The organism is Streptomyces typhae (genome assembly GCF_009755605.1).
GTDB lineage: Bacteria > Actinomycetota > Actinomycetes > Streptomycetales > Streptomycetaceae > Streptomyces > Streptomyces typhae.
The window spans coordinates 265,493-285,201 of the sequence record NZ_WPNZ01000012.1 but is presented as its reverse complement, the minus strand read 5'-3'; the positions used below and the strand labels follow the sequence as shown (position 1 = coordinate 285,201).

The window sequence follows — 19,709 nt, the reverse complement described above, 5'->3', positions numbered from 1 at the left end:
GGACGAGCGCGAAGCGCGTTTCCAGCCCGTCCGGCGTTTGAGGACGAGGCGCGGAGCGCCGATACGGGGTCTGGGGCGGAGCCCCAGGATCGCCGCGGGGGCGGGGCCCGGGACGCACCGTGAGCCCCCACCCCGCCCCCACCGCCCGCCGGGAGTTACGTTGAGGGAGTGCACGCGACCCGAGTGCACCCCTTCGCAGCGTGGAGCCCCCATGTCCTTCGCCCGCCTGGCCACAGCGACCACCCCCACCGCCCACCTGGGCGTGGGCCTCGCAGCCGTGGGCAGGCCCGGCTACATCACCCTGGGCAGGGAGGACGACCTCCCGCCCACCCGCAGCGTCGAGGCCCTCAGGGACCGCACCCTGGAACTCCTGGACGCCGCGTACGCCCTCGGGGTGCGCTACGTCGACGCGGCCCGCTCCTACGGCCGTTCGGAGGAGTTCCTCGCCGACTGGCTGCGCGTGCGGCCCGACGTCCGCGACGTGGTCGTGGGCAGCAAGTGGGGCTACACGTACACGGCCGACTGGCGCACCGACGCCGACGCGCACGAGGTCAAGGACCACAGCGTCGCCGCGTACGACCGCCAGCGCGCGGAGAGCGCCGCACTCCTCGGCGACCGCCTCGACCTCTACCAGATCCACTCGGTGACCCCGCAGAGCCCGGCGCTCACCGACAAGGAGCTGCACGCCAGGCTGGCCGACCTCGCGGACAGTGGCGTCACCGTCGGCCTCTCCGTGAGCGGTCCCGAGCAGGCCGCCGCGATCCGCGCGGCCCTCGACGTCACCGTGGGCGGCGAGTGCCTCTTCCGTACCGTCCAGGCCACCTACAACGCCCTGGAGACCTCGGCGGGCCCCGCCCTCGCGGAGGCACACGACGCCGGTCTCACCGTCCTGGTCAAGGAGGGCATGGCCAACGGCCGCCTCGCCGGGCCGCAGGCGCCCGAGGCCGTGCGCGCCGCCGCCGAGGCCACCGGGAGCGCCCCCGACGCCGTCGCGCTCGCCCTGGTCCTGCGGCAGCCGTGGGCGGGTGTCGTCCTCTCCGGGGCCGCCACCTCCGTACAGCTCGTGTCGAACCTGCACGCGGCGGCGGTCGACCTGGACGAGGAGCACACGGCCCGCCTCGCGGTGCTCGCGGAGGAGCCCACGGCGTACTGGGCCACACGCTCGGCCCTGCCCTGGCACTGATCAAGACCGCACGCGCTGCCCTGGCACCGACAGGGCCCCGCCCTCTCCCGTACCTGCCGTGAGACCCCGAGACCTCTCTTGAGACGAAAATGTCTCAAGTGGTCTATGGTTGTCTCATGTCAGTCGATCGCGACCAGGTGCTGCGCCGTGCCGCCGCCCAGCTCACCCGCAAGGGCTCCTCGACCATGGACGAGGTCGCCAGGGCCGCCCGCATCAGCCGCGCCACGCTGCACCGCCACTTCGCGGGGCGCGACGCGCTCATCCGCGCCCTGGAGGAGCTCGGCATCCAGGAGTGCGAGGCGGCCATGGGCGCGGCCCGGCTAGGCGAGGACAGCGCGCAGGACGCGCTGCGGCGCCTGATCAGGGAGATCGAGCCCGCGGCGGGCCTGCTCGCGTTCCTCGTCACGGAGAACCAGCTCTTCGAGGGCGACGCCCAGCACGAGGGCTGGGCCCGGCTCGACGTCCGGATCGCGGAGCTGTTCCGGCGCGGACAGGAGAGCGGCGAGTTCCGCATCGACCTGAGTGCCGCCTGGCTCACGGAGGCGCTGTACGGACTCGTCGGCTCCGGCGCCTGGGCCGTGCTCGACGGCCGCGTGGCGGCCAAGGACATCTCATACATGATCGCCGAGCTGCTGATCGGCGGCGCACAACGGAGAGTGGAATCATGACAGGCACCGAACAGCGCATACGGCCCCCGGAGGTGGCGCCGCACCCCGGCCGCTGGCTCGCCCTGGCCGTGCTCGTGCTGGCCGTGCTGCTCGTCGCGGTGGACGCGACCGTCCTCGGTCTGGCGACGCCGTACATCAGTGAGGACCTGAAGCCGTCCGGCACCCAGCTGCTGTGGATCGGTGACGTCTATTCGTTCGTGATCGCGGGCCTGCTCGTCTCGATGGGCAGCCTCGGCGACCGCATCGGCCGCAAGAAGCTGCTGCTCACCGGAGCCGTGGCGTTCGGCGCGGTGTCGGTGCTCAACGCCTACGCCACCACGCCCGAGCTGATGATCCTGGCGCGTGCGCTGCTCGGTGTGGCGGGCGCGACCCTGATGCCGTCCACCCTCGCGCTGATCCGGAACATCTTCCACGACCCGCGCGAGCGCAGCATCGCCGTCGGCGTGTGGGGCGCGATGGCGTCGGCGGGCGCGGCGGTCGGCCCGGTCGTCGGCGGCTTCCTGCTCGAGCACTTCTGGTGGGGCTCGGTCTTCCTGATCAACCTGCCCGTGATGGCGGTCCTCGTGCTCGTCGGCAGCAAGCTGCTGCCCGAGTCGAAGAACCCGGCGCCCGGTCCCTGGGACCTGATCAGCGTGGTGCTCTCGCTCATCGGCATGATCGCGGTCGTGTACGCCATCAAGGAGGCGGCGGCGCACGGCCTGCGCTGGGACGCCGTGGCGTCCGGCGTCATCGGCGCGGCCGCCCTGACCTGGTTCGGGCGCCGACAGCTCACGCTGCCCGCGCCGCTGTTGGACATGCGCCTCTTCCGCAACCGCGGGTTCTCGGCGGCCGTGCTCGCCGACCTGCTGACCATCCTCGGCCTGTCCGGGCTGATCTTCTTCCTCTCCCAGTTCCTGCAACTGGTGCAGGGCAGGGAGCCGTTCGAGGCCGGTCTCGCCGAACTGCCCGCGGCCGTGGGCGCGGTCACGGCGGGCCTGATCGCGGGCACGGTGGCGCGCCGGTACTCGGTGCGGGCGGTGGTCGCGGGCGGTCTCGCGGCGGTGGGCCTCGCGCTCGCCTCGCTGACCGTGCTGAGCCAGGAGACCGGCTATCCGCTGCTCGGCACGGCCCTGCTGGTCGTCGGTGCCGGCGCGGGCTTCGCCTTCACGGTGACCGCCGACGTGATCCTGTCCAGCGTGCCGAAGGAGCAGGCGGGCGCGGCGTCGGCCGTCTCGGAGACGGCGTACGAACTCGGCGCGGCCCTCGGTATCGCCCTGCTCGGCTCCGTCGTGACCGGCGTGTACCGCGACTTCACCGCACCGGCGGGCACCCCGGCCGACGCGGCGTCAGCGGCCCACGACTCCCTCGGCGGCGCCGTCGAGGCGGGCACGGGCCTCCCGGCCCACCAGGCCGAGCCTCTGCTCGCCGCAGCCCAGGACGCCTTCGTGGACGGCCTCCGCCTGGCGGCGGGCGCGGGCGCCGCGGTCCTCCTGGCGACGGCGGCAGCGGCCTGGTACCTCCTGAAGGGCCAGAAACTGGAAGACACCATCGAACACTGACACTCAGCCGGGGAACACCTGCTCGCGGCCGCCCCCGGCTGAGCCACAGCCGCCCCTCGCCGGCGGCAGCCACCCCCCCGCTGTGGGCAGGCGTTCCGCACGGCGGAACGGGTGGGCACAGCCCCCCGACGCCGGGTGCCGACAATGGAAGCGCCCGCCCCGGCGCCGGGGAAAACCCTCAACGCCGGTGCGGGCGAGCACACCGGGAAAAAACCCGGGCGGAGCCTACGCGGCCTTGGCCTTGGTGGCGTACATGTCCACGTACTCCTGCCCGGAGAGCAGCATGACCTCGGTCATCACCGAGTCGGTCACGGCCCGCAGCACATAGCGGTCACGCCCCATCCCGTCGTACCGGGAGAACTCCATGGCGGCGCCGAACCGCACGGTCACCTTCCCCGGACGGGGCAACCCCTTGCCCCCGGGCTGCAACTTGTCCGTGCCGATCATCGCGAACGGCACCACCGGCGCCCCGGTCATCAGGGTCAGCCGGGCGATCCCCGTACGGCCGCGGTACAGCCGCCCGTCGGGGGAGCGGGTGCCTTCCGGATAGATGCCGAAGACCTTGCCGTCGTCGAGGATGCGGCGCCCGGTCATCAGGGCGGCCACCCCGCCGCGACCCCCGTCGCGGTCCACGGGAATCATGCCGACGCCGGTGAAGAACCAGGCCATGAGGCGGCCCTTGAGGCCCTTGCCGGTGACGTACTCGTCCTTGCCGATGAAGTACACGGGCCGGTCGCAGACCAGCGGCATGATCATCGAGTCGATGAACGTCAGATGGTTTCCGGCCAGAATGACGGGGCCGTCACCGGGGATGTTCTCTGCGCCTTCGACCCGCGGGCGGAACATCAGGCGCAAGATCGGTCCAAGCACTGCCTTGATGAGCGCTAGACGGGACAACAGGTCCTCCGGTGTCAACGGGTCGACGACGAGTCTGTGCAGGTGAGGACCATACTCGCGGGCCCCCGTCGATTGCACATCGGGTTCATGCGACCGATACGCAGAGTTGACCTGTTTTTGCTCGCTGCTGCCCCCGCGAGGACCTCACAGTGACGACGTTATCGCTGTGCGAACTGCGTGGCTTGTCCGAGTGGTGCTTCTCACTCCGGGTTCCCCTTACGGCTGGAAGTCCGCTGGCGTTCCCGAGCCGGGGCGTACGCGCCGTCCGCACCGCCGCCGCGGGCGGGTGAGCCCGCGGGGTCACGGGTGCCCCCTGCCGCGAGACGTACACACGGCTCCGCCGCCCCCGAACGTGAGCGCGCTCGACACGCGGCGTCAGCCTTGCGTTCCGCCCCCGGCCTCCCTTTCGTCACATGATCACACCTACGATCGTGCCGCTTTGTCAGGTGCAAGGCGGCACACGGCAGTACCCGCGGTACACAGGGAGGAGCGCGCAATGGCGACGCAGGAATCGGGGCGACGGGGGACGGGCACGAGTCCGGGGCGGCGCGCGGTGCTCGGGGCCGCGGTCCTCGGGGCGGGCGCGGCGGCCATGGGGGCGCCCGGCGTGGCGAGAGCCGGTGAGCGGCACGGTCACGGCCACGGCGGACACCGGGACCTGCCGGTGCCGACCGTCGTCGCGCACCGCGGCGCGAGCGGCTACCGGCCCGAGCACACCATCGGCTCGTACCAACTCGCCCTGGACATGGGCGCGCACGTCATCGAGCAGGACGTGGTCCCCACCAAGGACGGCCATCTCGTATGCCGTCACGAGAACGACATCACCGGTACGACGGACGTGGCCGCGCACCCCGAGTTCGCGGGCCGCAAGACCACCAAGACCGTCGACGGGGCCAAGCTCACCGGCTGGTTCACCGAGGACTTCACGCTCGCCGAGCTGAAGACGCTGCGCGCCAAGGAGCGCATCCCCGGGACCCGTCAGCACAACACCCTCTACGACGGCCGCTGGCAGGTGCCCACCCTCGAAGAGGTGTTCCGCTGGGCGGAGAAGGAGGGGCGCCGCCGCGGCAAGCGCGTCTGGCTGCACATCGAGACCAAGCACCCCACCTACTTCCGGAAGCTCGGCCTGGGTCTCGAGGAGCCGCTGGCCAAGCTGCTCCGCCGCTACGACCGGCACCACAGGAACTCCCCGAACTTCCTTCAGTCCTTCGAGCCGAGCAGCATCCAGCGCCTGCACAAGCTCGTCGGCGCGCCCGGCGTCGTCCTGCTGTCCTCGGCCTCCTCGCGCCCGTGGGACTTCGTGGAGGCGGGCGACCCGCGCACCGTCGCCGACCTCGTCACGCCCAAGGGCCTCAGCTGGATAGCCTCCTACGCCAAGGGCATCGGCCCCACCCTCGACCTGGTCATCCCCAAGGGCCCCGACGGCAAGCTGCAGAAGCCGACCACCCTGGTCCGCGACGCGCACGCCAAGGGCCTGCTCCTGCACCCCTACACGATGCGGAACGAGAACACCTTCCTGCCCGCCGACTTCAAGAAGGGCACGGACCCGAACGCGTACGGCGACGCCTTCGGCGCGTTCAAGGCGTACTTCGCCACCGGCATCGACGGGATCTTCTCCGACAACCCGGACACGGCGCTGCTCGCCGCCGCGGACTTCGCCGGCCACTGACCCGCCCGTCCGGTCCGGCGCCGTCCTGTCAACAGGGGCGCGCCGGGTCCCGGTTGGGGTGAGGCGCGGCCGTTCCGGAAACCCGTACCGGAACGGCCGCGTCCACGTCGGCATGACCCCTTCGCTCTCCTTCGACCCGGTCGTCGCGGACCTCGTCGTCGCCCTGCGGCCGCTGCTCACGGCCGAGGTCTCCGCCGAGGCGCTCGGCAGCGGCACCGACCCCGGCGACATCGAGCAGGCGGTCTGGCTGCGCCTGCTCGAACACCTCGACGCATCGGGGCCGCCGGCCGACCCGCCGGCCTGGCTCCGCGCCGCCGTCCGCGACGAGGCGCGCCGCACCCGCGGCACCGCCCGCCGGGAGCGGCCCTATGCCACCGAGCCCGCCGACCCCCGCGGCGGCCCGGAGCAACGGGCGCTGCGCGCCGACCGGGACCGTTCGTTGTACGCCGCCGTGCGCAGACTGCCCGGCCGCTGCCCGCGTCTCATGTTTGCGCTTCTGTCGCCCAAGGACCTCACTTACCGCGAAATCGCAGGGGAGTTGGGAATGTCACAAGGATCCTTGGGACCGGAACGTTCCCGTTGCCTGGGATGCCTGCGCAGAATGCTCGCGCAAGAGGTTGCGACTCCTGACCCTTGGGGAAAGGAGTGAGGGACAACCGGCGGAGCAGGTGAGCGGGAGGCATGCACACATGGGCATGAGCGTGACCATCTCGGAGGCGGCGGCCGACGGCCGGACCGCCGAACAGATCCTCAAACTGCAGTACCTCTGCTACCAGAGCGAGGCCGAGCTGTACGGCGACTACTCCATCGAGCCGCTGACGCAGAGCCTGGACTCCATCAGGGCCGAGCTGGAGGCGGGCAGCGTCCTGGTGGCGCGCCTCGGCGAGGAGGTGGTGGCGTCCGTGCGCGGCACGGTCGACGCGGAGGGCACCGCCCGCATCGGCAAGCTCATCGTGCACCCGCGGATGCAGCGGCACGGCCTGGGCGGCCGGCTCCTGAACGCCATCGAGCTGCGGCTCGGCGGGGACGGCTCCGCCAAGCGCTTCGAGCTGTTCTCCGGCCACCGCAGCGAGAGCAATCTCCAGCTCTACCGCAAGCACGGCTACGCGCCGGTGTCCACCCGGCGCGTGGACGACCGGCTCACGGTCGTCACCCTCTCCAAGGACGCGGCGGCGGGCGCCTACGTGACCAGCGCCTAGTCCCGCGCCGGGCCCTCGGACTCCGGCGGGCCGCCCTGGCTGCGCGACGTGCGCAGCCAGAACACCGCGGTCACCGGCAGCAGCACCGGGATGAACAGATAGCCCATGCCGAAGTCCGACCAGACCGTGGCGTCGGGGAACGCGGAGGGCTCCGCGAGGGTCCAGGTCCCGACGGCGAGCACCCCGACCAGCTCGGCGGCGCAGCACACCAGCGCCGCCTTGCGGGCCGTCTCCCCGCCGCGTACGAGCGAGTACGTGATGAAGCCGTAGACCACACCGGCGATCGCGGACAGCGTGTACGCGAGCGGGGCCTTGTGGAAGTCCGTCGAGATCTGCACGGCCGAGCGCGACACGGCGCCGACGACCATCACGCCGTACAGCCACACGAGCAGGATGCCGGGACCGCGGATCAGCTTCTGCCGGGAGCGGGGTCCGTCGTCCGTCACCGTCACCTCAGCCTCCCCAGATGTCGTAGAGCCGTACTTCGAGGACGGCGAGGACCACGCCGCCCGCGGCGACGGTCCCCGAGCCCCAGCGGCTGCGCTCGGCGAGCGACATGAAGCCGGCCGCCGGCACGCACGCGAACGAGCCGACGAGATACGCCACGAAGATCGTCGTGCCCTGCTCGGGGTCCTCGCCCCGCGCGAGCTGGACGATGCCGACGATCAGCTGCACGAGCGCGAGCAGGGTGACCACACCCATGCCGATGAAGTGCCAGTCCTTCGTCGGCTGGTCCCGGTACGCGGCGAATCCGCACCAGGCCGCGAGCGCGAGCGCGGCCACGGAGGTCGCGACGGTCAGGGCAACGAGCATGCCGAGACCCTATTACGGGCCAAAAGGCCCGGTGTGCTCGGCCCCGGGGGCCCGGCATCCACAGGTGGACGCCACCGTGGCGTTGACCACAACGCGCCCGGCGTCCGAGCTGTCCGCCGACGTCGTGGTGCCGCTCCTCTCGGCGGTGTCCGCGCAGGCCACGGCGGGTGGAGCGGAGATCGTCGCGGGTCCCTGAGCGAGGGCGAGAAGGGGTGGGACCGCGCCTTTCGACGCCCTGTGGTGTCCACTCCTTGTCCGCTATACGGACAGCGGTGGTGGGACGCGAGCGCACGCGTGTTTTACTGGTCCGCATGACCACGACGAGCAGCCGCACCCTTGCGACCGAGGCGATCACGACGCCCGGTGCTCGTTGTATGTGTCGAATGTGCGCCTTCTGAGGGCCCCCGCACCACTGAGAGCCTCGCGCCCCGAAGCGAAGCCGCTGTGCCCCGCCACTACGCCACGTACGCCACAGAAGTCACGTACGCACCGTAGGAAGCGAGCCCGCCCCGCGCACACGTCCTCCGGTTCCTCCCGACATCGCGAGAACCGTGCCGCGTTCCGAACGAATGCCCCGTGCCCCGGCGACACCCCGCCGCGCACTCGACAGTGACGGAAACCCCAGTGATCACCACTTCCGGCCTTACCAAGGTCTACCGCTCACGCGGTCGTGAAGTAACCGCCCTCGACGGAGTCGATCTCCATGTGCGCGAAGGCGAGGTGTACGGCGTCATCGGCCAGTCCGGTGCCGGCAAGTCCTCGCTGATCCGCTGCGTGAACCTGCTCGAGCGCCCCACCTCCGGCACCGTGACCGTGGCCGGCCAGGACCTCACCGCCCTCGCGGGCCGCGGCCCGCGCGCCGGCAAGGAACTGCGCACCGCCCGCAACCGCATCGGCATGGTCTTCCAGCACTTCAACCTGCTGTCCTCGCGCACCGTCCAGGCCAATATCGAGCTGCCGCTTGAGATCCTCGGCCTGTCCGGCAAGGAACGCTCCCGCAAGGCCCTCGAACTGCTCGACCTCGTCGGCCTCGCCGACAAGGCGGGGTCCTACCCGGCCCAGCTCTCCGGCGGCCAGAAGCAGCGCGTCGGCATCGCCCGCGCCCTGGCGGGCGAGCCGAAGGTGCTGCTCTCCGACGAGGCGACCAGCGCCCTCGACCCCGAGACCACCCGCTCCATCCTGGGGCTCCTGCGCGACCTCAACCGCGAGCTGGGTCTCACCGTGCTGCTGATCACGCACGAGATGGAGGTCGTCAAGTCGGTCTGCGACTCGGCCGCGCTGATGGAGCGGGGCCGGATCGTGGAGTCCGGGACCGTCACCGAACTGCTCGCCACCCCCGGCTCGCAGCTCGCCGCGGCGCTCTTCCCGGTCAGCGGCGACGCCACCGGCGCCGACCGCACCGTCGTCGACGTGACCTTCCACGGCGACGCCGCCACCCAGCCGGTCATCTCCCAGCTCTCGCGCACGTACAACATCGACATCTCGATCCTCGGCGCCGCGATGGACACCGTCGCGGGCAGGCAGGTCGGCCGCATGCGCATCGAGCTGCCCGGCCGCTTCGAGGAGAACGTCGTCCCCATCGGCTTCCTGCGCGAGCAGGGCCTCCAGGTCGACGTCGCCGGTGACACGCCCGCCGGGATCCCCGCGCAGGACGGCCCGGCCGCCGGCGCGAGTGCCGCCACGCTGGTGAAGGAAGGTGCCAAGTGACCTGGTCGGAGATGCAGCCCCTGCTGGAGCAGGCCTGTTGGGACACCCTCTACATGGTCGGCTGGTCGGCACTCGTCGCCGTCGCCGCCGGGCTGCCGCTCGGTCTGCTCCTGGTCCTCACCGACCGCGGCGGACTGCTGCAGAACACGGTCGTGAACAAGGTGATCGGGCAGGTCGTGAACATCGGCCGCTCGATGCCCTTCATCATCCTCATGGTCGCCCTGATGGGCTTCACCCGCTCCATCGTCGGCACCACCATCGGCCGCGAGGCCGCGATCGTGCCACTGGCGATCAGCGCCATCCCGTTCTTTGCGCGCCTGGTCGAGACGGCCGTGCGCGAGGTCGACCACGGCCTGGTCGAGGCCGTGCAGTCGATGGGCGGCAACACCTGGACGATCGTCCGCAAGGTCCTCGTACCCGAGTCCCTGCCGTCGCTGATCTCGTCCACCACGACCACGATCGTCGCCCTCATCGGCTACTCGGCGATCACCGGCACCGTCGGCGCCGGCGGCCTCGGCGACCTCGCGGTCCGCTACGGCTACCAGCGCTTCGAGACCGAGCTGATGTGGATCACCGTCGGCATCCTCGCCGTGGTCATCTCGATCATCCAGTTCGCCGGGGACTACGCCGCCCGGAGGCTGCACCGGCGCGGCGGCCACTCCGGCGCCGCGCCCCGGCTCAAGCTGCTCCGTGCCAAGCCCGCCGCGGAGACCACCCCGGAGTCCGCCGCGCCGGTGAAGACCGCTTCCTGAGTTCCCCTTCCTGCGGCGCTCCTCCCGAGTTCCCAGGCACCACCCCGCACCACCACCGCGGGGGTGTACCACCCATGGAGAAAGGCACTTTTCGTGCGTAACACCATCAAGATCACCGCCGCTGTCCTGGCCACCGGAGCCCTCACCCTCGGGCTCACCGCCTGCTCCGACAAGGGCTCCGACAAGGACGGCCCGCTCGTCGTCGCCGCCACCCCGACGCCCCAGGGCCAGATCCTCGACTACGTCAAGAAGAACCTGGCGAAGAAGGCGGGCCTGGACCTGGAGGTGAAGGAGTTCACCGACTACGTCACGCCCAACACCGCCACGCAGCAGGGCGAGGTCTTCGCGAACTACTTCCAGCACAAGCCCTACCTGGACGACTTCAACAAGAAGAACAAGACGGATATCGTTCCCGTCCCGGGCGCCACGGTGCACCTGGAGCCGCTCGGCGTCTACTCCAAGAAGATCAAGAAGCTCGACGAGCTGAAGAAGGGCGCCACGGTCGCCGTCCCGAACGACACGACCAACGAGGCCCGCGCCCTGAAGCTGCTCGCCGACAACGGCCTCCTGAAGCTCAAGGAGGGCGTCGGCTTCGCGGCCACGCCGAAGGACATCGTCGACAACCCGCGCGGCCTGAAGTTCAAGGAGCTGGAGGCCGCCGCCCTGCCGCGCACCATCAAGGACGTCGACGCCGCGGTGATCAACGGCAACTACGCCCTGGAGGCCGACCTCAGCCCGGCGAAGAACGCCCTCGCCGCCGAGAAGGCCGAGGGCAACCCGTACGGCAACTTCCTCGCCGTGAAGAAGGGCGACGAGGACGACCCGCGCGTCAAGAAGCTCGTCAAGCTCCTCACCTCGCCCGAGGTCAAGAAGTTCATCGACGACAAGTACGACGGTGCCGTCGTCGCGGCGTTCTGACATGCGCCGCAGCGTCGCCGCGGCGGCCGGGGCCCTTGCCCTGTCGCTCGGTCTGACCGCCTGCGGTTCGGGCTCCGGCTCCGACGGCGACACGCTCGTCGTCGGAGCCACCCCGACCCCGGCCGGCGAAGTCCTCGCCCACATCCAGCAGAACCTGGCGAAGAAGGAGGGCCTGGACCTCCAGGTGCGGGAGTTCACGGACTATGTGACGCCCAACACCGCGCTCCAGGAGGGCTCCCTCGACGCCAACCTCTACCAGCACAAGCCCTACCTCGACGACTTCAACAAGTCCAAGAAGACGGACCTGGTACCGGTCACCGAGGTGTACCTGCCCCCGATGGGCGTGTACGCGGACAGCGGCAAGAAGCTGAAGGACGTGGCGGAGCTGCGCTCCGGTGCGACCGTCGCCGTACCCAACGACACCACCAACGAGGGCAGGGCACTCGAACTGCTCGCCTCCAAGGGCGTGATCGAGCTGAAGAAGGGCACGGGCGCGAACGCCACCCCCGAGGACATCGCGGCCAACCCCAAGAAGCTCACCATCAAACCCCTGGAGCCCGCGCAGCTCCCGCGTTCCCTCAAGGACGTCGACGCGGCCGTCATCAACAACAACTTCGCGCTCGACGCGGGCCTCAGCCCGAAGCAGGACGCAGTCCTCCTCGAGTCCGTGAGGAACAACCCGTACAACAACGTCCTCGCCGTCAAGAAGGGCCACGAGGACGACCCGAAGGTCCGCAAGCTGGTCAAGCTGCTGCGATCGCCCGAGGTCAGGCAGTTCATCGAGGACAAGTACAAGGGGTCGGTCCTGCCGGTCACGGCGGGCTGACCCACCCTCGTGCGCCGTCCCCGCCCCCGGGGTCCGCTCCGCGCGCCGGAGCGGACCCCGTGGTGCGTCTTCGCGCCGTCATGCTGCATGCTATGCACTTCAGCAGGCCTGGAGGTCCATGAGGCCCTTGACGACTCACGGAACGACAGGCCCATGAAGGTTATGGAGCGGCGCATGACTACAGCCTCGGGGTTCCCCGACATCTCCCTCAGTACGGAGCGGTTGGTGCTGCGCCCGTTCGAGGACGCCGACGTCACCGCCTACGCGGAAATGATGAACGACGAGCTCGTCACCGCCTGGACCGCCGCGCCCCAGCCCTACACCGAGGCCGACGCCCGCGACTGGATCACCCGCCTCGCCCCCGCCGAACGCGCCGAGGGCCGCGGAATCGTTCTGGCGGTGACCGAGTTCCTCACCCAGCGCCTGGTGGGCACCGTACGCGTGGGCCGCACCGACTGGCGGGTGCGCTCCGGCGAGCTCAGCTACGTCACCGCCCCCTGGGCCCGCGGCGAGGGCTACGCCTCCGAAGCCGCCCTCGCCACCGCTCAGTGGCTCTTCCACGATCAGAAGTTCGAACGTGTCGAGCTGCGTACGGCCGCCGACAACACCGCCGCCCAGCAGGTGGCCCAGAAGATCGGCTGCATCAGCGAGGGCGTCCTGCGCGGCGCCTGGATAGCACGTGTCAGGAACGGCGGCGACCCGCTCGGCGGCTGGATCGACCTGCGCACCGACCTCATCGTCTGGAGCCTGCTCCCCGAGGACCTGGAGGGCGTGACGGACCCGCTCGCGGAGAGCGGGTACACGGCGTTCTCCGACTGGAACTGACGTCGGCGGAAAGGGAACACAGCCCGTCCGGCGTTTGAGGACGAGGCCCGAAGGGCCGACAGGGGGAAAGGGGCGAAGCCCCATGGTGTCGGCACCAGGTACGCTCCGTCTGGCCGCACGCGGCCATCCCGCACCGTACGACCCAACCTCCACCCCGACCTCCAGGAGACAGACGACCATGGCCGACCGGGTCACGGTGATCGGCTGGGACGGCTCGCCGCTGACGTCCGCGGCGCGCGCGGCCCTCGGCGCCGCGACGCTGGTGGCGGGCGCCGCCCACCACCTCGCCCTGCCCGAGGTCCCCCGGACCGCCGAACGCGTCCGGCTCGGCAGCGTCGGCCTCGCCGCCCGCCGCATCGCCGCCCACCGGGGCACCGCGGTCGTCCTCGCGGACGGCGACCCCGGCTTCTTCGGCGTCGTACGCACGCTGCGCGCCCCCGAGTTCGGCCTGGAGGTCGAGGTGGTGCCCGCCGTCTCCGCCGTCGCCCAGGCCTTCGCCCGCGCCGGAATGCCCTGGGACGACGCCCAGGTCGTCGTCGCCCACCGCCGCACCCTGCGCCGCGCCGTGAACGTGTGCCGCGCCTACAGCAAGGTCGCCGTGCTCACCTCGCCCGGCGCCGGGCCCGCCGAACTCGGCCTGCTCCTCGAAGGCGTCCTCCGCACCTTCGTCATCTGCGAGGAACTCGGCACCGAGCGCGAACGGGTCAGCGTCGTCACCTCCGACAAGGCCGCCGACCACACCTGGCGCGACCCGAACGTCGTCATCGTCATCGGAGGCACCGGGACGCGTGGTGGCCCCGGTGGCCCCGGAACTCCGGGCGGTCCCGGCGGCCCCGGTGGTCCCGGAAACGGCGGCGGCGCCGGGGGATCCGGCGGCACCGGCCCCCACGACGGCTGGATCGCCGGCCGCGAGCCCGCCACGGAGCCCCGCGGCTGGGCGCTGCCCGCGGCGAGCTACGGCGGCGAACAGGAACTCGGCGAGGGCGAGACCGACCGCATCCGCTCCGCCCAACTCGCACGGCTCGGCCCGCGCGTGGGCGACCTCGTCTGGGACATCGGCTGCGGCACCGGCGCCTTCGCCGCTGAGGCCGCCCGCTTCGGCGCCGCCGTCATCGCCGTCGACCGCGACCCGGACGCCTGCGCCCGTACGACCGCCGCCGTGCGCCGCTTCGGCGTGCACGCCCAGATCGTGCACGGCTCCGCGCCCCACGTCCTGGAGAACCTGCCCGAGCCGGACGTCGTCCGCGTCGGCGGCGGGGGAGTGGCCGTGGTGTCCGCCGTCGCCGACCGCCGCCCCGAGCGCATCGTCACGCACGCCGCCACCCGCGACGACGCCGAACTCCTCGGCCGTGACCTCTCCGAGCATGGGTACGCCGTCGAGTGCGCCCTGCTGCAGTCCGTCGAGCTCGACACCCGCGCCTGGACGGAGCGGAAGCGGACCGTCGCCTTCCTGGTCTCGGCCCTGCTTCTCGACCGCACGCCCTGACCCTCACGAGCCCCCCGCCGCGCCGTGCGCGGTAGGCTGGCCGATCGTTGTGCCGCACGTGGGCGCCCGGCGATTCATCAGTCCGTGTCAGTCAAAGTCCGGAAAGCTCGCCCGCTTTGGGGGGTGCGTGTGGTACGGCGGACCGCGAGGCGCGCGACGTGGCGCAGTCCACAGCGGACCGTGGCCGATCAAGCTGCCACGGCGGCGGTGCTACCGCGACAATGCCTGTGGTCCGTACGCGGTGCGTGCCGCGCGGCACGTGCGCTCGTTGTGGATGACGGGCGGTCAAAGAAGGACTAACCGATGGGCGAGGGGTACGCATGACCGACACCGGCCAGGTCCCGGGTGAGGGACTGCCGGAGAGCGCAGGCAGGGTGGAGCAGCCGGGCGTCCCCGCGCCGGCCGCGTACACCTTCCTCGACCCTTCCGACAACCCCGCCGAGGACGACGACCTGCTGCTGATGCCGGGTGCCCAGGGCGCGTGGAGCGAGGCGCAGGTGCCGCAGGTGCCGCAGGGGCCGCAGGGGCGGCAGGGTGCGCCCGTGCGGGCTGGCGCCGGGGCGGCTCGGCCCGCTGGCGGTGCCGCTGGCGCTGGCGCTGTCGGTGCCGGTGCGGCTGGCGCTGCCGGTGCCGCTGGCGCGCAGGCCGGGCAGCAGCCGGGCGCCGCCCACCCGAACGCCGGGGCGGCTGCCGTCGGGCGGGCTCTCGCTGCCGACGGGCAGGGGGGGCGGTCGGGGTTTGCCCAGGTCCAGGGTGGTTCCGCGCAGCAGGGTGGTTCCGCGCAGCAGGGTGGCTCCGAGCAGCAGGTGCGGGACGCCGGGGCGCAGGTTGGTGACCCCGGTCAGCAGGCCGAGGGTGTCGCGCAGCAAGCGGGTGGCTCCGGGCAGGTTGCGGTCGGAGTTGCGCAGCAGGTGGGTGGTCCCGCGCACCAAGCTGCCAAGGCCGTGCAGCAGGCAGCCGGGTCCGCGCAGGATGTGGCCGGAGCCGCGCCGCAGGTGGGCGGTCCCGCGCACCAAGCTGCCAAGGCCGCGCAGCAGGCAGCCGCCTCCGCGCAGCAGACGCCCGCGCCCGAGCATGCGGTGGTCGGTCAGGAGCAGGCCGTGCATCAGCCCGGCCCCCACGAGACCTCCGGTCGAGACAGCGGCTCCGTCGACCTCACCGGGATGAACCTGCCCGGCGGCCACGGCACCAGGCCCGCGTCGCACGACAACGGCGCCGCCCCCGCCACGCACCAGAACCCCGTCCGGCGCCCGCTGCACCGCGGCCCGGCCGCGCCCGCGGTCCCCGACGGCTCCGCGAGCCCCGTCCGCTCCCTGGCCGACCGGGGCCCCGCGAGCGGCGCACCGCACCCCATGCCCGTACGGCACGCGGGCCCGCCTACGAGCGGCCCGGAGTACCTCGACGTCCCGCGCGACGACGCGGCCGCCGTCCTGCCGGGGCCCCAGCTCGGCGAGATCCCGCCGCAGGGCGCCGCCCCGTGGTCACCGCAGCCGCAGGAACCCCAGCGTCTACCAGCAGAAACGGTCGTCCCGGCAGGCGCAGAGGGCTCGCTGGTCACAGCGGCCACACCCGTATCGGAGGCTGCGGTCGACGGCGCTGTCGTGACGGAAGCCACGGCTCCGGCGGACGGCTCCGCTCCGGGCACCCCGGTGGACGGCTCCGCTCCGGGCACCCCGGAGGCATCGGAAGCACCCGCCGCCGAGGACACCCCGCACACGCCCCCGGGAGCAGAGGGCTCCGCCCCGGCGTACGAGGAGCCGACCGCGCACGCCCCGCAGGACCTCGCCACGGCAGTGGACGGTGCCGAGGCGAGCGCAAGCGCGGGCGTGGGCGCGAACACCGGCCCCGGTGTGACCGAACCCGGTGCTGCCACCACGGCTGATGTTCCTGACGCCGCAGGTCAGGGCGCCGTGGTGCCCTCCTCAGCCGCGGAGCCCTCAGCCGCGGAGCCCGCGGCGACGGCCACGCCCGAGCCCGCCCCGGAAGGCGCCGCTCCGCTCCCGCACGAGGCACCCGCAGTCCACCAGGCTTCCGCAGCCCACGAAGCACCCGCAGTCACGGCCCCCGCAGCCGCCGACCCCGCGCCCGCCGCGACCGCAGCCGCCGACCCGGTCGACCCGGCCACCCCGGTGGCAGCAGCAGCCCCGAGCACGCCCGCAACCGTCCCCACCCCGCCTGGCCCGCCCGTCGCGCCCGGCCCGCCCGGCGCGCAAGCCGACGGACAGAGCGCTCGGGCCGCCCACACCCCTCCGCAGCACGCCGTCGCGCCGCAGGCCCCCGACGCCGCGCAGCCGTGGCCCGACGCGTACACCGCGCAGGGACCGCACCTCGCGGGCGCCGGACTGCCGGACGCCGCAGGGCAGGCCTTCGCGGCCCAGGCCCCCGCGCCCCTCGGCCAGTTCGTGCCGGTCGAGGGCTCGGTGCCGACCACACCGCACCTCGCGCCGACACCGCCGAGCCCCCTCTCCGTACCGCCGGAGTACTTCACGCCGGAGCCGGAGGCCGCAGGCGACGGCCCCGACGCCCCGGCACAGCAGACCGCCGACGCCGACCGGGACCCCGCAGCCGTACCGGCGGGCGGGCTCCCGGAGCAGGCCGAGGCCGCGCCGGACACCCGGCCGGGAGCGGACTCCGCACCCGATGCCACCCCCGACGCCGGGCAGCAGCCCGCAGCCACCGTGCCCGCACCCCGCGACGGAGACCGGCCCACGGCCGGACCCGCAGGGGCGGCACCCGCACCCGTCGACGCGGCGGAGGACGGTTCGCCGTTCCCGTCCGCCCCGGCGACGACCGACCCCGACGAGCCGATGCACGCACCTCACCCGGCCGGACCCACCGACCCCGCGCACCAGTCCGGACAGCAGCCCGCTCCGGCCGTCCTCATCGAGGACGGACCCGAGGACCTGACGGACCTGACGGCGCCCGCCGCCCCGGCGGACACGGACGGCGGCCCCGAGCCCCTGCCGCTCACCACCGACACGGTGGATCCAGCAGTCCCGGCAGACGCCGCAGCCGCGACGGACGCGAACGCGACAGACGTAAACGCGACAGACGCGAACGCACCAGCGGACGCGGCAGACGCAACACACGCAACACACGCAACACACGCACCAGACACCACAAAAGCAGCGGGCGCAGCGGACACAGCAGCCGCCAGCGCGACCGACGCCGCAGCCCCGGACACCGCCGAGGCCGAGACCGAGACCGAGGCCGAGGACGCCGCAAGCGTGGCGAACACGGCGGTGGCGGCCGGTGCCCTGCGCGAAGCGGGCGAGGAGCCCGCCGCAGACACCCCGGAGCAGGCAGCGCAAGCAGCGCAGGCAGCGCAGGCCGAGCAGGCAGCAGCGCAGGCAGCGCCGGCAGCGCAGACCGAGCAGGCAGCCCAGGCAGCGCAGGCCGAGCCCCCTGCCCCTGACTCCCTCGCGGCCGACCCCGACGAGGCCGAGCCCCTCCCCGCCGACGGCTCCGTGGAACCCCTCGCCGACGGCTCCGTGGAACCCCCCGCTCCGGGCTACGCCGACGCCGAGCGCGAGGCCGTGCTCCGTGTGATGCGCGAGCGCCGCGACATCCGCAACGGCTTCCGCGGCGACCCGATCCCGCACGAGGTCCTGCTCCGCGTCCTGGAGGCCGCCCACACGGCACCCTCCGTCGGGCACTCCCAGCCGTGGGACTTCGTGGTCATCAAGTCCGCCGAGACCCGGCGCACCATGCACGAACTGGCCCAGCGGCAGCGCGAGGCGTACGCCAAGTCGCTGCCCAAGGGCCGCGCCAAGCAGTTCAAGGAACTGAAGATCGAGGCCATCCTCGACACCCCGGTGAACATCGTCGTCACCGCCGACCCCACCCGCGGCGGCCGCCACACCCTCGGCCGGCACACCCAGCCGCAGATGGCCCCGTACTCCTCGGCGCTGGCCGTCGAGAACCTGTGGCTCGCCGCCCGCGCCGAGGGCCTCGGCGTCGGCTGGGTCAGCTTCTTCGACGAGCGCGAGATGGTGCGCGCCCTCGGCCTGCCGGAGCACCTGGAGGTCGTCGCGTACCTGTGTGTCGGGTACGTGGACGAGTTCCCGGAGGAGCCGGAGCTGATGCAGGCGGGCTGGTCCAAGCGGCGCCCGCTGTCCTGGGTCGTGCACGAGGAGACGTACGGCCGCCGCGCGCTGCCCGGCGAGGACCCGCACGACCTGCTCGCCGAGACCGTGAGCAACATCCGTCCGCTGGACGCCAAGGCGCTCGGCGAGGCGTGGGAGCGGCAGAAGCGGATGACGAAGCCCGCGGGCGCCCTCGGCATGCTGGAGATCATCTCCGCGCAGCTGTCCGGCCTGTCCCGGATGTGCCCGCCGCCGATTCCGGAGCCCGCCGCCGTAGCGATCTTCGCGGGCGACCACGGCGTGCACGCCCAGGGCGTGACCTCCTGGCCCCAGGAGGTTACCGGCCAGATGGTCGCCAACTTCCTCGGCGGCGGCGCGGTCTGCAACGCCTTCGCCAACCAGGTCGGCGCCGAGGTCTGCGTCATCGACGTGGGCGTGGCCGGTGAACTCCCCGCGACGCCCGGCCTGCTGCCGCGCAAGATCCGGCCCGGCACGGCCGACATGACGACCGGCCCCGCCCTCACCCGCGAGGAGGTGAAGGCCGCCATCGAGGTGGGCATCGAGACCGCCCGCGACCTGGTCGCGGCCGGGAACAAGGCGCTGCTCACCGGCGAGATGGGCATCGCCAACACCACGGCGTCCGCGGCCCTCATCTCCGTCTACACCGACACCGACCCCGTCGAGGTCACCGGACGCGGCACGGGCATCAACGACGAGATGCACGCCCGCAAGGTCGAGGTCGTCCGCCGCGCCCTGGACCTGCACCAGCCGGACCCGGCCGACCCCGTCGGCGTGCTCGCGGCCATCGGCGGCCTGGAGCACGCCGCGATGGTGGGGCTGCTCCTCGGCGGTGCCTCGCTGCGCACCCCCGTCATCCTGGACGGTGTGAGCGCGGGCGCCGCGGCCCTGGTCGCCCGCGCCATCGCCCCCGAGGTCCTCGCGGCCTGCATCGCGGGCCACCGCAGCGCCGAGCCCGGCCACGTCGCCGCCCTGAACAAGCTGGGCCTGCGCCCCCTGGTCGACCTGGACCTGCGTCTCGGCGAGGGCACGGGCGCGCTGCTCGCCCTGCCGGTCGTCCAGAGCGCCGCCCGTGCCATGCACGAGGTCGCGACGTTCGACTCGGCGGGCGTCACCGAGAAGTAG

17 protein-coding genes are annotated in these 19,709 nt (G+C 72.6%); 13 read left to right on the top strand and 4 right to left on the bottom strand.

The window, feature by feature from the left end:
• Nucleotides 1-211 precede the first annotated feature (211 nt).
• The 3 genes from GPA10_RS23180 (at nucleotide 212) to GPA10_RS23170 (ending at nucleotide 3,389) form a co-directional block, all read left to right on the top strand.
• Complete coding sequence (locus GPA10_RS23180; protein ID WP_157167140.1) at nucleotides 212-1,183, top strand: aldo/keto reductase; 972 nt, start codon at nucleotides 212-214, stop codon at nucleotides 1,181-1,183.
• Nucleotides 1,184-1,299: 116 nt separating this feature from the next.
• Nucleotides 1,300-1,851, top strand: a complete 552-nt coding sequence (locus tag GPA10_RS23175; RefSeq protein ID WP_246259573.1) for a TetR/AcrR family transcriptional regulator — start codon at nucleotides 1,300-1,302, stop codon at nucleotides 1,849-1,851.
• On the top strand, nucleotides 1,848-3,389 hold the full coding sequence (locus tag GPA10_RS23170) for an MFS transporter (protein WP_058851827.1): 1,542 nt from the start codon (nucleotides 1,848-1,850) through the stop codon (nucleotides 3,387-3,389). The genes GPA10_RS23175 and GPA10_RS23170 overlap by 4 nt, the downstream gene beginning before the upstream one ends.
• A gap of 225 nt (nucleotides 3,390-3,614) precedes the next feature.
• Here GPA10_RS23170 and GPA10_RS23165 read toward each other — a convergent pair whose 3' ends face one another.
• Nucleotides 3,615-4,304 (bottom strand): lysophospholipid acyltransferase family protein, encoded by a 690-nt coding sequence (locus tag GPA10_RS23165; RefSeq protein WP_079087009.1) that lies wholly within the window; start codon nucleotides 4,302-4,304, stop codon nucleotides 3,615-3,617.
• Between the two features lie 478 nt (nucleotides 4,305-4,782).
• On the opposite strand from GPA10_RS23165, the gene GPA10_RS23160 reads away from it, so the two are divergent.
• From GPA10_RS23160 to GPA10_RS23150, 3 genes are all read left to right on the top strand, one after another.
• Nucleotides 4,783-5,955, top strand: coding sequence for a glycerophosphodiester phosphodiesterase (locus tag GPA10_RS23160; protein WP_157167138.1), 1,173 nt, complete (start codon nucleotides 4,783-4,785; stop codon nucleotides 5,953-5,955).
• Nucleotides 5,956-6,067: 112 nt separating this feature from the next.
• A complete protein-coding gene (locus GPA10_RS23155; protein ID WP_157167137.1) occupies nucleotides 6,068-6,604 on the top strand; it encodes an RNA polymerase sigma factor in 537 nt (178 codons plus the stop codon).
• A gap of 40 nt (nucleotides 6,605-6,644) precedes the next feature.
• On the top strand, nucleotides 6,645-7,154 hold the full coding sequence (locus tag GPA10_RS23150; protein ID WP_058851831.1) for a GNAT family N-acetyltransferase: 510 nt from the start codon (nucleotides 6,645-6,647) through the stop codon (nucleotides 7,152-7,154).
• On the opposite strand, the gene GPA10_RS23145 is transcribed toward GPA10_RS23150, so the two are convergent.
• Complete coding sequence (locus GPA10_RS23145) at nucleotides 7,151-7,606, bottom strand: hypothetical protein (protein WP_058851832.1); 456 nt, start codon at nucleotides 7,604-7,606, stop codon at nucleotides 7,151-7,153. The genes GPA10_RS23150 and GPA10_RS23145 overlap by 4 nt on opposite strands.
• Nucleotide 7,607: 1 nt before the next feature.
• Nucleotides 7,608-7,967, bottom strand: coding sequence for a hypothetical protein (locus GPA10_RS23140; RefSeq protein WP_058851833.1), 360 nt, complete (start codon nucleotides 7,965-7,967; stop codon nucleotides 7,608-7,610).
• A gap of 624 nt (nucleotides 7,968-8,591) precedes the next feature.
• Here GPA10_RS23140 and GPA10_RS23130 point away from each other — a divergent pair.
• From GPA10_RS23130 to cbiE, 6 genes are all read left to right on the top strand, one after another.
• On the top strand, nucleotides 8,592-9,674 hold the full coding sequence (locus GPA10_RS23130; RefSeq protein ID WP_058851834.1) for a methionine ABC transporter ATP-binding protein: 1,083 nt from the start codon (nucleotides 8,592-8,594) through the stop codon (nucleotides 9,672-9,674).
• A complete protein-coding gene (locus GPA10_RS23125; protein WP_343041237.1) occupies nucleotides 9,671-10,426 on the top strand; it encodes a methionine ABC transporter permease in 756 nt (251 codons plus the stop codon). The genes GPA10_RS23130 and GPA10_RS23125 overlap by 4 nt, the downstream gene beginning before the upstream one ends.
• Nucleotides 10,427-10,519: 93 nt before the next feature.
• Nucleotides 10,520-11,344 (top strand): MetQ/NlpA family ABC transporter substrate-binding protein, encoded by an 825-nt coding sequence (locus GPA10_RS23120; protein WP_058851836.1) that lies wholly within the window; start codon nucleotides 10,520-10,522, stop codon nucleotides 11,342-11,344.
• 1 nt (nucleotide 11,345) lies between these two features.
• Nucleotides 11,346-12,170 (top strand): MetQ/NlpA family ABC transporter substrate-binding protein, encoded by an 825-nt coding sequence (locus GPA10_RS23115; protein ID WP_157167136.1) that lies wholly within the window; start codon nucleotides 11,346-11,348, stop codon nucleotides 12,168-12,170.
• 162 nt (nucleotides 12,171-12,332) lie between these two features.
• Nucleotides 12,333-12,995 (top strand): GNAT family N-acetyltransferase, encoded by a 663-nt coding sequence (locus tag GPA10_RS23110; RefSeq protein ID WP_058851838.1) that lies wholly within the window; start codon nucleotides 12,333-12,335, stop codon nucleotides 12,993-12,995.
• A 178-nt stretch (nucleotides 12,996-13,173) separates the two neighbouring features.
• Nucleotides 13,174-14,481, top strand: a complete 1,308-nt coding sequence (cbiE, locus tag GPA10_RS23105) for a precorrin-6y C5,15-methyltransferase (decarboxylating) subunit CbiE (protein ID WP_157167135.1) — start codon at nucleotides 13,174-13,176, stop codon at nucleotides 14,479-14,481.
• Between the two features lie 296 nt (nucleotides 14,482-14,777).
• On the opposite strand, the gene GPA10_RS43765 is transcribed toward cbiE, so the two are convergent.
• Nucleotides 14,778-15,602 (bottom strand): hypothetical protein, encoded by an 825-nt coding sequence (locus tag GPA10_RS43765; protein WP_343041236.1) that lies wholly within the window; start codon nucleotides 15,600-15,602, stop codon nucleotides 14,778-14,780.
• On the opposite strand from GPA10_RS43765, the gene cobT reads away from it, so the two are divergent.
• Entirely contained in the window at nucleotides 15,582-19,709 is a 4,128-nt protein-coding gene (cobT, locus tag GPA10_RS23100; RefSeq protein WP_425505802.1) for a nicotinate-nucleotide--dimethylbenzimidazole phosphoribosyltransferase, read from the top strand. The two genes, GPA10_RS43765 and cobT, sit on opposite strands and share 21 nt — an antisense overlap.